The organism is Cobetia sp. D5, from assembly GCF_035666195.1.
GTDB lineage: Bacteria > Pseudomonadota > Gammaproteobacteria > Pseudomonadales > Halomonadaceae > Cobetia > Cobetia amphilecti.
In genome coordinates this window covers 4,070,174-4,084,248 of the sequence record NZ_CP142020.1, presented here as the reverse complement: position 1 = coordinate 4,084,248, position 14,075 = coordinate 4,070,174, and the positions used below count along the sequence as shown (strand labels likewise).

General features: G+C 58.2%; 4 protein-coding genes and 4 rRNA genes. 6 read left to right on the top strand and 2 right to left on the bottom strand.

The features are described 5' to 3' along the window. Nucleotides 1–59: 59 nt before the first annotated feature. Nucleotides 60–830: an FCD domain-containing protein gene (locus U0O11_RS16970; protein WP_054556318.1), complete on the bottom strand. Its 771-nt coding sequence runs from the start codon at nucleotides 828–830 to the stop codon at nucleotides 60–62. Between the two features lie 425 nt (nucleotides 831–1,255). Between U0O11_RS16970 and U0O11_RS16965 the strand changes: the two genes are divergently transcribed. The 5 genes from U0O11_RS16965 to rrf all read left to right on the top strand — a co-directional run bounded on the left by U0O11_RS16965 (nucleotide 1,256) and on the right by rrf (nucleotide 11,383). Continuing rightward, entirely contained in the window at nucleotides 1,256–2,962 is a 1,707-nt protein-coding gene (locus U0O11_RS16965; RefSeq protein ID WP_324690836.1) for an L-lactate permease, read from the top strand. A 62-nt stretch (nucleotides 2,963–3,024) separates the two neighbouring features. Beyond that, entirely contained in the window at nucleotides 3,025–5,967 is a 2,943-nt protein-coding gene (locus U0O11_RS16960) for an FAD-binding and (Fe-S)-binding domain-containing protein (RefSeq protein ID WP_324690835.1), read from the top strand. Between the two features lie 494 nt (nucleotides 5,968–6,461). After that, a 16S ribosomal RNA gene (locus U0O11_RS16955) occupies nucleotides 6,462–8,002 on the top strand. A gap of 243 nt (nucleotides 8,003–8,245) precedes the next feature. Continuing rightward, nucleotides 8,246–11,131 (top strand): 23S ribosomal RNA (locus U0O11_RS16950). A gap of 136 nt (nucleotides 11,132–11,267) precedes the next feature. After that, nucleotides 11,268–11,383, top strand: a 5S ribosomal RNA gene (rrf, locus tag U0O11_RS16945). A 379-nt stretch (nucleotides 11,384–11,762) separates the two neighbouring features. On the opposite strand, the gene U0O11_RS16940 is transcribed toward rrf, so the two are convergent. Continuing rightward, nucleotides 11,763–12,053: a hypothetical protein gene (locus U0O11_RS16940; protein ID WP_324690833.1), complete on the bottom strand. Its 291-nt coding sequence runs from the start codon at nucleotides 12,051–12,053 to the stop codon at nucleotides 11,763–11,765. 304 nt (nucleotides 12,054–12,357) lie between these two features. On the opposite strand from U0O11_RS16940, the gene U0O11_RS16935 reads away from it, so the two are divergent. Further along, nucleotides 12,358–13,898: ribosomal RNA gene (locus tag U0O11_RS16935) — 16S ribosomal RNA — on the top strand. Together the 16S, 23S and 5S rRNA genes form the textbook arrangement of a ribosomal RNA operon. Nucleotides 13,899–14,075: the final 177 nt, after the last annotated feature.

Sequence of the window (14,075 nt, the reverse complement as noted above, 5' to 3'; positions counted from 1 at the left end):
TCATCTCAAGCACTGCATATCCGGAACTCCATATTCAGCCAGAGCGTCATGACTGAGCGTCATGAGCCATCCGGCGCCGCCTGGGCACGGCGCAAGGCGCGCTGGGCACGAGTCTCGGCGCGTTCCAGTTCCAGCAGCGAATCCTCGACGAATACCAGATGCTCATGGGCGGCGTTGCGTGCATCTTCGGCGCGGCCTTCCATGATCGCCTCGAACAGGCTGCGGTGCTGCTGGATCAGGCGCGGGCGTGATTCCGGCTTCTCGAACAGGTGGCGCAGGTTGGCCACGATGCTCTTCTCCAGCAACTGGAACAGGCTGCGCATCGAGTGCAGCAGCACCACGTTGTGCGCGGCCTCGGCGATGGCGAGGTGGAAGGCGGCATCGGCACCGGCCTCGCGCTCCGGGTCACGTCCCTCGAAGCTCTTCTCCAGGTCCTCGAAGCGCTGGCGCAGCATTGCCTTGTCGGCAGGGGTGGAGCGCATGGCGGCGTAGTAGGCGCTGATGCCCTCCAGCGCATCGCGAAATTCCAGCAGGTCGAGATTGAACTCGCCGTGGCGACCCAGCAGCGCGCTGAGCGGGTCCGACCAGGCGCGCGCCAGCTCTTCAGAGACATAGGTGCCGCCGCCCTGGCGTGAGGTCAGCAGTCCGCGCGCGGCCAGCTTCTGGATGGCCTCCCGCACGGAGGGGCGCGAGACCTCGAACTGCTCGGCCAGGGTGCGCTCCGGTGGCAGGCGCTCGCCGGGTTTCAGGCTGCCTTCGATGATCATGCTTTCGAGGCGCTCGGTGAGTACATCGGCGATACGGGGTTGGCGGACAGGGGCGTAACGCATGGAAGTGTCCTTGCGGCAATGGTGAAAGGCGGCGCCGAGCGCTGGAATGCCGGTGCGCGGCATGCAAGAGAGGGGCGCTTGCGGCGCTGCCGATGATCAGTGTGGCCCGTGGGCATTCCACGCCACAGCCGACATTGGTCTTACCAATATGTGTGATAACCACGCCTCGCGTGGGAGACGGGCGCTATCAATAATTGGTAAGACCAATTTTACCCAATGAGGCTGCTTTGACCAATGTCTAGATGCCTTGCACCACATGATGTTTGACCCCTTTCGAGGCGACGCCTAGATTATGCCGAAGCACAGTAGGGTAAATTGGTATGACCAATTTATCGGAAGGCCTGACCCAAGGGTGCGCCAACCCCCGAGTCCTTCATTGCCGTGCCAGACAACAATCACAACAATTCGCCTGCGGAGTTTCCGTCATGTCCGAGCCACTGCTGGCCTTGCTGGCCTTCACCCCTATCCTGCTGGCGGGCATCCTGCTCGTCGGTCTGCAATGGCCCGCGCGTCGCGCCATGCCATTGGTCTTTCTCGTCACCGCTGCCATCGGCTACTTCGTGTGGCAGATGTCGCTGACGCGCATTCTGGCCTCCACGCTGCAGGGGCTGATGGTGACCGTCTCGGTACTGTGGATCATCTTCGGCGCCATCTTCCTGCTCAATACGCTCAAGCATTCCGGGGCGATCGCGGTGATCCGCGGCGCCTTCACCACCGTCAGTCCCGACCGTCGCGTACAGGCCATCATCATCGCCTGGCTGTTCGGCAGCTTCATCGAAGGGGCTTCCGGCTTCGGGACGCCTGCGGCCATCGCGGCGCCGTTGCTGGTCGCCATCGGCTTCCCGGCGCTGGGGGCGGTGATGGTGGGCATGATGATCCAGTCGACGCCGGTATCATTCGGGGCGGTGGGCACGCCGATCGTGATCGGCGTGAATGCGGGCCTCGACAAGGCCAATCTCGGTGAGCAGCTGCTGGCGAACCATTCCAGCTGGGAAGCCTTCATGCAGCTGATCACCTCGGAGGTCGCCATCGTGCATGGCATCGTCGGCCTGCTGATGCCGTTGTTCATGACCGTGATGATGACGCGCTTCTTCGGCGCGAAGAAAAGCTGGAGCGAGGGGCTGTCGATTGCGCCGTTCGCGCTGTTCGCCGGCCTGTGCTTCACGCTGCCCTACGTGGCGGCGGGTATCTTCCTCGGCCCGGAATTCCCGTCACTGATCGGCGCTCTGGTCGGCTTGATCCTCGTGGTGCCAGCGGCGCGTGCCGGCTTTCTACTGCCGAAGGACAGCTGGGATTTTCCGCCCGAGGCCGAGTGGCCCAAGCATTGGCTGGGTGACCTGACGCTGGAGCGTGATGACGTCGAGTCCGCCGCGGCGGGCAGAAAGCCGCTGCCTCTGTGGCTGGCGTGGTTGCCCTATGGGCTGATCGCGCTGCTGCTGGTCGCCTCGCGCGTATCGAGTGACTTCAAAGGCTGGCTGGTCAGCGTGCAATTCAGTGCCACTGACCTGCTGGGTGCCAGCGGTATCTCCGGCGCGATACAGCCGCTCTATCTGCCTGGCGGCATCATGGTCTTCGTGGCGCTGATCACGCTGCTGCTGCATCGCATGGCCCCTCGCCAGCTGGTGGCGGCGGCCAGCGAATCCTGGCGCACACTGGTCGGCGCCGGCTTCGTGCTGGTGTTCACCATTCCGATGGTGCGCATCCTGATCAACTCCGGCGTCAATCTGAACGACCTGGCGTCCATGCCGGTGGTGATGGCGGACGTGGTGGCTGACAGCCTCGGTCAGGCCTATCCGTTGTTCGCCTCGGGCATCGGCGCGCTGGGCGCCTTCATCGCCGGCTCCAATACGGTCTCCAACATGATGCTGTCCCAGTTCCAGTTCAACGTCGCCGCCCAGCTCGGGCTGTCGGGAGCGCTGATGGTGGCGCTACAGGCGGTCGGGGCCGCGGCCGGCAACATGATCGCCATCCATAACGTCGTGGCGGCCTCGGCGACCGTCGGTCTGCTGGGGCGTGAGGGTCGTACCCTGCGCATGACGGCGATTCCGACCGCCTACTATCTATTGGCCTCCGGCGTGCTGGGCATGCTGGCGTTCCACCTGGTGGGCCTGAGTGATCCGCTGCTGCCGTAAGCGTGATCCGTGCTGACTGATACCCTGAAAGACATCCTGACTGACTGATGAAGAGACTGGCCATGACCGTCGCTGCTGCCCCTGACTCCACTGCTCACCCTGCCATGGGCGGGCATGCCTCTCCCCAGGCGCGTGCTGCTGCCTATGACGCCCTGCGCGAGGCGTTGGCGCAGCACATTCCCGGTGAGCGCCTGATCCATGATCCGCTGCGTACCCTGGCCTACGGGACGGATGCCAGCTTCTATCGGCTGGTGCCGCAGCTGGTGGTGCGGGTGCATGACGAGCAGGAGCTGGGGCATGTGTTGCGCGAGTGCCGGGCGCGCAAGTTGCCGGTGACCTTCCGTGCAGCAGGGACGTCACTGTCCGGTCAGGCGCTGACGGATTCGGTGCTCATCCAGCTGGGCGGTGAGTGGCGAGGGGCGCAGGTGCTGGAGCAGGGCAGCCGCATCTGCCTGCAGCCGGGGGTGATCGGGGCGCGTGCCAATCAGCTGCTGGCACCCTTCGGGCGCAAGATCGGCCCGGACCCGGCTTCGATCAACAGCTGCATGATCGGCGGTATCGCGGCCAACAATGCGTCCGGCATGTGCTGCGGTACGGCGCACAACAGTTATCGCACCGTCGAGGACCTGCGCGTCATTCTCGCCGATGGCACCTGCCTGGATACGGCCTCGCCGGAGAGCGTGCAGGCCTTTCGCGCCAGTCATGGTGGTCTGCTCGCGGAGCTGGAGCGCATGGCGGCCAGTGTGCGCGCCGCCCCTGAGCTGGCCGAGCGCATCCGCCACAAGTATCGGCTCAAGAACACCACCGGCTATAGCCTCAATGCGCTGGTCGACTATGCCGATGGTCTCGAGATCCTCAAGCATCTGATGATCGGTTCGGAAGGCACGCTGGGTTTCATCGCCTCCATTACCTATCGCACCGTGATCGAGGAGCCGCACAAGGCGGCGGCGCTGGTGTACTACCCGAACATCGATGCGGCCTGTCGCGCCACCATGCTGCTGAAGACGGCACCGGTCGCGGCGGTGGAGCTGATGGACCGCGCGGCGCTGCGCTCCGTGGAGGACGCACCGGGCATGCCGGACGTGTTGCGCACCCTGCCGGAAGAGGCGGTCGCGCTGCTGGTGGATGTGCGGGGCGCGCATCATCAGGAGCTGGAGGCGCGCATGGCCGAGGTTGCCCGCGTGCTGGAAGGCATCGAGACCTGCGAGTCGTGGGCCTTCACCCAGGATGCGCAGCGTTATGCGCTGTACTGGAAGATCCGCAAGGGGCTGTTCCCGGCGGTCGGCGCAGTGCGTGACCTGGGGACCACCGTGATCATCGAGGATGTCGCCTTCCCCATCGAGCGGCTGGCGGAAGGCGTCGGTGCACTGACGGAGGTCTTCCAGCGGCATGGTTACTCCCAGGCGATCCTGTTTGGCCATGCGCTGGAGGGCAACCTTCACTTCGTCTTCCCGCAGGGCTTCGAGCGCGAAGGCGAGGTGGCGCGCTATCAGGCGCTGATGGATGACGTCGCGCAGTTGGTGGGGCAGGAATATGGTGGCTCGCTCAAGGCCGAGCATGGCACTGGACGCAACATGGCGCCTTATGTAGAGCTTGAGTGGGGCAAGGATGCCTATGCCCTGATGTGGCGTATCAAGGAGGCCTTCGATCCGGACAATCTGCTCAACCCGGAAGTGATCCTGACGCGCAATCCTCGCCTGCATCTGGAAAACCTCAAGCCATTGCCGGCGGCGGACCCGCTGGTGGACCGCTGCATCGAGTGCGGTTTCTGTGAGTCGGTCTGCCCGTCGAAGAACCTGAGCCTGACGCCGCGCCAGCGCATCGTCATCCGGCGGGAGATCGCACGCCTGGCTGCGCTCGAGGCGCCGGATGAAGCACAGCGCGACCAGCTGGCAGTGCTCAGGAAGGAATACGCCTATCAAGGCATGGAGACCTGTGCGGGCGATGGCCTGTGCGCGACCCAGTGTCCGGTCGGTATCAATACCGGTGATCTGATCCGGGGGCTGCGTCATGAGGAGAACGCCGGTGCCGATCATCCAGGCAAGATGAAGGTGGCGCATTGGGCCGGTGAGCACTTCACGCGTGTCACCAGCGGCATGCGTGGCGTGCTCAGGCTGGCGGACGGGCTGCATGGTGCCGTCGGCACGCGCAACATGTGTCGCCTGACCCGGGCTGCTCGCAAGGTGTCCGGTGACAGGGTGCAGCAATGGACTCCCAGCATGCCGGCCGCCGCTGCGCGTGATTATCTCAAGCATCTCGCACAGCCACTGGGGCGCAGTGCAGCGCCCAATGGGCATGTCGTCTACTTCCCGTCCTGCGCCACGCGTGTCTTCGGGGTCGCTGCTGATGATCGCGATCCGCGCAGTGTCACGGAAATGGCGCTGGCCTTGATGGACAAGGCCGGCTTCGAGGTCGTGCTGCCGAAAGGTCTGGAGGCGCTGTGCTGTGGCATGGCCTTCCAGTCCAAGGGGCAGTTCGAGGCGGGAGATGCCAAGGCCGCCGAGCTGGCAACGGCGCTGGTGGAGGCGAGTGACGGCGGACGGCTGCCGATCTTCTGTGATACCAGCCCGTGCCTGGCACAGGCTCAGGCCTATGCGCGCGAGCACCTCGAGGTGTCGCTGACTCTGGTCGAGCCGGTGCAACTGGTACTCGACTATCTATTGCCCTATCTCTCGATCACACCGCTCAAGGCGAGAGTCGCGGTGCATGTCACCTGCTCCAGTGTCCGTATGGGGCTGGCAGAGCAGTTCGTGGCGCTGGCGCGGCAGTGCGCCAGTGAAGTCGTCGTGCCGGAAGAGATCACCTGCTGCGGCTTCGCCGGCGACAAGGGCTTCAGTACACCGGAGCTCAATGCCTCGGCATTGAAGGGACTGAAGGAGGTAGTCGCCGATTGCGACTACGGGGTCTCCAACTCGCGCACCTGCGAGATAGGGCTGAGTGAGCACTCCGGGCTCAGCTATCAATCGATTCTCGGTCTGGTCGATAGAGCATCGGCACCAAGGTGATGGGAGGTGTTCGAGATGCATGACACCCTGATGACAATCTATTGAAAAAGCCCTTGCCCTCACGGTGGTTCGTGCGTAAAGTACACATCCGCTGCCGGGGACGCATGGCGTTACCAGCGGTGAAAGAGGTTTGCAGGTGATTGTTTTGCTTGATGTTTTTGAAGTTCACTTCGAAATCATCGATTGACAATCCCGGGCGATTCGCTAGAATACGCCGCACTCCTTACGGAACAGGTGATCGAGCAACGCTCCTCACCGCTTGATGATGCTTAGAGGCAGTCGACTGACTCATCATCAAGTGCTTGACTTCTCAAGCGTTCCGGGTAGAATATGCCTCCTCGCTTAACAGCGACGCTCTTTAAAAATTTGATCAGGTAATTCGTGTGAGCGCTTGCCGATGAGTGGTGACAAGGTCACCAAATATCGGAGCAAGCCTCTCACGAGAAGTTTGACTCTGAACCAAGTTTGGTCTGCTTAACAGACTATCAAGCTTTCAACTGAAGAGTTTGATCATGGCTCAGATTGAACGCTGGCGGCAGGCTTAACACATGCAAGTCGAGCGGAAACGATCCTAGCTTGCTAGGAGGCGTCGAGCGGCGGACGGGTGAGTAATGCATGGGAATCTGCCCGATAGTGGGGGACAACCTGGGGAAACTCAGGCTAATACCGCATACGTCCTACGGGAGAAAGCAGGGGATCTTCGGACCTTGCGCTATCGGATGAGCCCATGTCGGATTAGCTTGTTGGTGAGGTAATGGCTCACCAAGGCGACGATCCGTAGCTGGTCTGAGAGGATGATCAGCCACACTGGGACTGAGACACGGCCCAGACTCCTACGGGAGGCAGCAGTGGGGAATATTGGACAATGGGCGAAAGCCTGATCCAGCCATGCCGCGTGTGTGAAGAAGGCCTTCGGGTTGTAAAGCACTTTCAGCGAGGAAGAACGCCTTGGGATTAATACTCCCGAGGAAAGACATCACTCGCAGAAGAAGCACCGGCTAACTCCGTGCCAGCAGCCGCGGTAATACGGAGGGTGCAAGCGTTAATCGGAATTACTGGGCGTAAAGCGCGCGTAGGTGGCTAAGTCAGCCAGGTGTGAAAGCCCCGGGCTCAACCTGGGAACGGCATCTGGAACTGCTTGGCTAGAGTGCAGGAGAGGAAGGTAGAATTCCCGGTGTAGCGGTGAAATGCGTAGAGATCGGGAGGAATACCAGTGGCGAAGGCGGCCTTCTGGACTGACACTGACACTGAGGTGCGAAAGCGTGGGTAGCAAACAGGATTAGATACCCTGGTAGTCCACGCCGTAAACGATGTCAACTAGCCGTTGGGTCCCTTGAGGACTTAGTGGCGCAGCTAACGCAATAAGTTGACCGCCTGGGGAGTACGGCCGCAAGGTTAAAACTCAAATGAATTGACGGGGGCCCGCACAAGCGGTGGAGCATGTGGTTTAATTCGATGCAACGCGAAGAACCTTACCTACCCTTGACATCCAGAGGACTTTCCAGAGATGGATTGGTGCCTTCGGGAACTCTGAGACAGGTGCTGCATGGCTGTCGTCAGCTCGTGTTGTGAAATGTTGGGTTAAGTCCCGTAACGAGCGCAACCCCTATCCTTATTTGCCAGCGAGTAATGTCGGGAACTCTAAGGAGACTGCCGGTGACAAACCGGAGGAAGGTGGGGACGACGTCAAGTCATCATGGCCCTTACGGGTAGGGCTACACACGTGCTACAATGGCAAGTACAAAGGGTTGCAATACTGCGAAGTGGAGCCAATCCCATAAAGCTTGCCTCAGTCCGGATTGGAGTCTGCAACTCGACTCCATGAAGTCGGAATCGCTAGTAATCGTGGATCAGAATGCCACGGTGAATACGTTCCCGGGCCTTGTACACACCGCCCGTCACACCATGGGAGTGGACTGCACCAGAAGTGGTTAGCCTAACCTTCGGGAGGGCGATCACCACGGTGTGGTTCATGACTGGGGTGAAGTCGTAACAAGGTAGCCCTAGGGGAACCTGGGGCTGGATCACCTCCTTATCGACACTGTCTACTGCTCGCGGCAAGTGCTCACAACGAATTACCTGATCTTATTGCTGGCTTAGCCGGCAGTGGCAAGCGTGCTCATCAGAGCGCGCTTCTCACTGTTCTCTGAACAGCCGCTCTTTAACAATGTGAATCATGCTGACGATAGATGTGTGCGCCAAGCGCATGTCTATCAAAACGATATGTCGGAGAGGTCCGACAGATTCGTAATCCTTGACAGACCCCTTGGGGTTATATGGTCAAGCGATTAAGCGCATACGGTGGATGCCTTGGCAGCCAGAGGCGATGAAGGACGTGATAGCCTGCGATAAGCGTTGGCGAGGTGGCAAATACCCTGCGACCCAACGATTTCCGAATGGGGAAACCCACTCACCATCAGGTGAGTATCTATAGGCCAATACATAACCTATAGAGGCAAACCCGGGGAACTGAAACATCTAAGTACCCGGAGGAAAAGAAATCAACCGAGATTCCCCAAGTAGCGGCGAGCGAACGGGGACCAGCCCTTAAGCGTGACAACTGACAGACGAACAAGCTGGGAAGCTTGACGATACAGGGTGATAGTCCCGTAGTCGAAGTCTGAGTCACGTGAAATCGAGTAGGTCGGGGCACGAGAAACCTTGACTGAACATGGGGGGACCATCCTCCAAGGCTAAATACTCCTGGCTGACCGATAGTGAACCAGTACCGTGAGGGAAAGGCGAAAAGAACCCCGGCGAGGGGAGTGAAATAGATCCTGAAACCGTATGCGTACAAGCAGTGGGAGCACCTTCGTGGTGTGACCGCGTACCTTTTGTATAATGGGTCAGCGACTTATATTCTGTGGCGAGCTTAACCGTATAGGGGAGGCGTAGGGAAACCGAGTCTTAACTGGGCGACCAGTCGCAGGGTATAGACCCGAAACCGGGCGATCTATCCATGGCCAGGGTGAAGATTGAGTAACATCAATTGGAGGCCCGAACCCAAGTATGTTGAAAAATGCTGGGATGAGCTGTGGATCGGAGTGAAAGGCTAATCAAGCCCGGAGATAGCTGGTTCTCCTCGAAAGCTATTTAGGTAGCGCCTCACGTATCACCGCTGGGGGTAGAGCACTGTTTCGGCTAGGGGGTCATCCCGACTTACCAACCCGAGGCAAACTCCGAATACCAGTGAGTGCAGCGTGGGAGACACACAGCGGGTGCTAACGTCCGTTGTGAAAAGGGAAACAACCCAGACCGTCAGCTAAGGTCCCAAAATCCTGATTAAGTGGGAAACGATGTGGGAAGGCTCAGACAGCTAGGAGGTTGGCTTAGAAGCAGCCATCCTTTAAAGAAAGCGTAATAGCTCACTAGTCGAGTCGGCCTGCGCGGAAGATATAACGGGGCTAAATCAGGTACCGAAGCTACGGGTTCATCCTCTGGATGAGCGGTAGAGGAGCGTCGTGTAAGCCAATGAAGGTGGATTGAGAAGTCTGCTGGAGGTATCACGAGTGCGAATGCTGACATGAGTAACGATAAGGGGAGTGAAAAACTCCCCCGCCGGAAGACCAAGGTTTTCTGTTCTACGTTAATCGGAGCAGAGTGAGTCGGCCCCTAAGGCGAGGCGGAAACGCGTAGTCGATGGGAAACGGGTTAATATTCCCGTACCGGATGTGGTTGCGATGGGGGGACGAAGAAGGCTAGGTGAGCCAGGCGTTGGTTGTCCTGGTGAAAGCATGTAGGCCGAGGAATCAGGCAAATCCGGTTCCTCTGAGGTCGAGATGCGAGACGAACTGACCACGGTCAGGAAGTCATCGATGCCACGCTTCCAGGAAAAGCCTCTAAGCTTCAGATCACATGCGACCGTACCCCAAACCGACACAGGTGGTCAGGTAGAGAATACCAAGGCGCTTGAGAGAACTCGGGTGAAGGAACTAGGCAAAATGGCACCGTAACTTCGGGAGAAGGTGCACCGGTTCGAGTGAAGGACTTGCTCCGTAAGCTCTTACCGGTCGAAGATACCAGGTGGCTGCAACTGTTTATTAAAAACACAGCACTCTGCAAACGCGCAAGCGGACGTATAGGGTGTGACGCCTGCCCGGTGCCGGAAGGTTAATTGATGGGGTTAGCTCACGCGAAGCTCTTGATCGAAGCCCCGGTAAACGGCGGCCGTAACTATAACGGTCCTAAGGTAGCGAAATTCCTTGTCGGGTAAGTTCCGACCTGCACGAATGGCGTAATGATGGCCACGCTGTCTCCACCCGAGACTCAGTGAAATTGAAATCGCAGTGAAGATGCTGTGTACCCGCGGCTAGACGGAAAGACCCCGTGAACCTTTACTATAGCTTTACACTGGATGCTGATGTTGTCTGTGTAGGATAGCTGGGAGGCTTTGAAACCGCGTCGCCAGATGCGGTGGAGCCAATCTTGAAATACCAGCCTGACATCATTGGCGTTCTAACTCAGGTCCGTTATCCGGATCGAGGACAGTGTATGGTGGGTAGTTTGACTGGGGCGGTCTCCTCCTAAAGAGTAACGGAGGAGCACGAAGGTACCCTCAGCACGGTTGGAAATCGTGCATTGAGTGCAAGAGCATAAGGGTGCTTGACTGCGAGACAGACACGTCGAGCAGGTACGAAAGTAGGTTCTAGTGATCCGGTGGTTCTGTATGGAAGGGCCATCGCTCAACGGATAAAAGGTACTCCGGGGATAACAGGCTGATACCGCCCAAGAGTTCACATCGACGGCGGTGTTTGGCACCTCGATGTCGGCTCATCACATCCTGGGGCTGAAGTCGGTCCCAAGGGTATGGCTGTTCGCCATTTAAAGTGGTACGCGAGCTGGGTTTAGAACGTCGTGAGACAGTTCGGTCCCTATCTGCCGTGGGCGTCGGAAGTTTGAGAAGAGCTGCTCCTAGTACGAGAGGACCGGAGTGGACGAACCTCTGGTGTTCGGGTTGTCATGCCAATGGCATTGCCCGGTAGCTACGTTCGGACGGGATAACCGCTGAAAGCATCTAAGCGGGAAGCCCCCTTCAAGATGAGACTTCCCTGAGGCCTTGCGCCTCCTGAAGGGCCCTTGAAGACTACAAGGTTGATAGGCTGGGTGTGGAAGCACAGCAATGTGTTGAGCTAACCAGTACTAATTGCCCGTGAGGCTTGACCATATAACACCCAAGGGGTTTGCGCAGGCAAACGCCGGGATTGCGACAGGATCGAGACATATCGGTCAGCATGATTCATATTGCGAGTCGCGAGGCCAAAAGCCTCGGGACTCAGGCATCGCAAGATGCCACCGTTTCGCCTGACGACCATAGCGAGCGTGAACCACCCGATCCCATGCCGAACTCGGAAGTGAAACCGCTTAGCGCCGATGGTAGTGTGGAGTTTCTCCATGTGAGAGTAGGTCATCGTCAGGCACTTATCCCGAACCGCCCCTGTAGCCTTGCTGCAGGGGCGGTTCTCTTTGTGGTGAGAAAAGTTGTGCTCAGGAAAAATTTGCGCAGGGAGTCCTGGATGCGAAATAGCTGTGGGCGAGAGATAAGCTTCCCCTGGCTGCGCAAGAAGAAAGTCTTTGGCTCATCATCGTGCTGTGATAGTTCTGTCATTGATGAAAAATGATGTGCGCTTTTTCTTTATGCCTGGTTTTGCCAAGCATCGCCCCTGCAGCTTTTGTTGTGGAGGCGTTTTTTGTGCGGTTTGAGGCACCTCGCATGGGTCTGTCAGCGTCGGAGTTCATCAGAGGGATGCTCATTTGCATCATGTCTGGGTTGGGAGTGGTGTCATTCAGGATGTTTTTTATGCGCAAGACTGGGTTTTTTTCCGTGCGCCGCCAGGTGAAGAAAAGGGTGCTAAAAACGAGCCTTGTTGCCAGAGATCGGCTGGCTGGAGTGCTCCAGGTGCCAGAATCAGGGGTGTGAAGGCGAAATCTGGCCTGATCTTCAAAAAGCCCTTGCCCTCACGGCGGTTCGTGCGTAAAGTACGCATCCGCTGCCGGGGACGCATGGCGTTACCAGCGGTGAAAGAGGTTTGCAGGTGATTGTTTTGCTTGATGTTTTTGAGGTCCGCTTCGATATCATCGGTTGACAATCCCGGGCGATTCGCTAGAATACGCCGCACTCCTTACGGAACAGGTGATCGAGCAACGCTCCTCACCGCTTGATGATGCTTAGAGGCAGTCGACTGACTCATCATCAAGTGCTTGACTTCTCAAGCGTTCCGGGTAGAATATGCCTCCTCGCTTAACAGCGACGCTCTTTAAAAATTTGATCAGGTAATTCGTGTGAGCGCTTGCCGATGAGTGGTGACAAGGTCACCAAATATCGGAGCAAGCCTCTCACGAGAAGTTTGACTCTGAACCAAGTTTGGTCTGCTTAACAGACTATCAAGCTTTCAACTGAAGAGTTTGATCATGGCTCAGATTGAACGCTGGCGGCAGGCTTAACACATGCAAGTCGAGCGGAAACGATCCTAGCTTGCTAGGAGGCGTCGAGCGGCGGACGGGTGAGTAATGCATGGGAATCTGCCCGATAGTGGGGGACAACCTGGGGAAACTCAGGCTAATACCGCATACGTCCTACGGGAGAAAGCAGGGGATCTTCGGACCTTGCGCTATCGGATGAGCCCATGTCGGATTAGCTTGTTGGTGAGGTAATGGCTCACCAAGGCGACGATCCGTAGCTGGTCTGAGAGGATGATCAGCCACACTGGGACTGAGACACGGCCCAGACTCCTACGGGAGGCAGCAGTGGGGAATATTGGACAATGGGCGAAAGCCTGATCCAGCCATGCCGCGTGTGTGAAGAAGGCCTTCGGGTTGTAAAGCACTTTCAGCGAGGAAGAACGCCTTGGGATTAATACTCCCGAGGAAAGACATCACTCGCAGAAGAAGCACCGGCTAACTCCGTGCCAGCAGCCGCGGTAATACGGAGGGTGCAAGCGTTAATCGGAATTACTGGGCGTAAAGCGCGCGTAGGTGGCTAAGTCAGCCAGGTGTGAAAGCCCCGGGCTCAACCTGGGAACGGCATCTGGAACTGCTTGGCTAGAGTGCAGGAGAGGAAGGTAGAATTCCCGGTGTAGCGGTGAAATGCGTAGAGATCGGGAGGAATACCAGTGGCGAAGGCGGCCTTCTGGACTGACACTGACACTGAGGTGCGAAAGCGTGGGTAGCAAACAGGATTAGATACCCTGGTAGTCCACGCCGTAAACGATGTCAACTAGCCGTTGGGTCCCTTGAGGACTTAGTGGCGCAGCTAACGCAATAAGTTGACCGCCTGGGGAGTACGGCCGCAAGGTTAAAACTCAAATGAATTGACGGGGGCCCGCACAAGCGGTGGAGCATGTGGTTTAATTCGATGCAACGCGAAGAACCTTACCTACCCTTGACATCCAGAGGACTTTCCAGAGATGGATTGGTGCCTTCGGGAACTCTGAGACAGGTGCTGCATGGCTGTCGTCAGCTCGTGTTGTGAAATGTTGGGTTAAGTCCCGTAACGAGCGCAACCCCTATCCTTATTTGCCAGCGAGTAATGTCGGGAACTCTAAGGAGACTGCCGGTGACAAACCGGAGGAAGGTGGGGACGACGTCAAGTCATCATGGCCCTTACGGGTAGGGCTACACACGTGCTACAATGGCAAGTACAAAGGGTTGCAATACTGCGAAGTGGAGCCAATCCCATAAAGCTTGCCTCAGTCCGGATTGGAGTCTGCAACTCGACTCCATGAAGTCGGAATCGCTAGTAATCGTGGATCAGAATGCCACGGTGAATACGTTCCCGGGCCTTGTACACACCGCCCGTCACACCATGGGAGTGGACTGCACCAGAAGTGGTTAGCCTAACCTTCGGGAGGGCGATCACCACGGTGTGGTTCATGACTGGGGTGAAGTCGTAACAAGGTAGCCCTAGGGGAACCTGGGGCTGGATCACCTCCTTATCGACACTGTCTACTGCTCGCGGCAAGTGCTCACAACGAATTACCTGATCTTATTGCTGGCTTAGCCGGCAGTGGCAAGCGTGCTCATCAGAGCGCGCTTCTCACTGTTCTCTGAACAGCCGCTCTTTAACAATGTGAATCATGCTGACGATAGATGTGTGCGCCAAGCGCATGTCT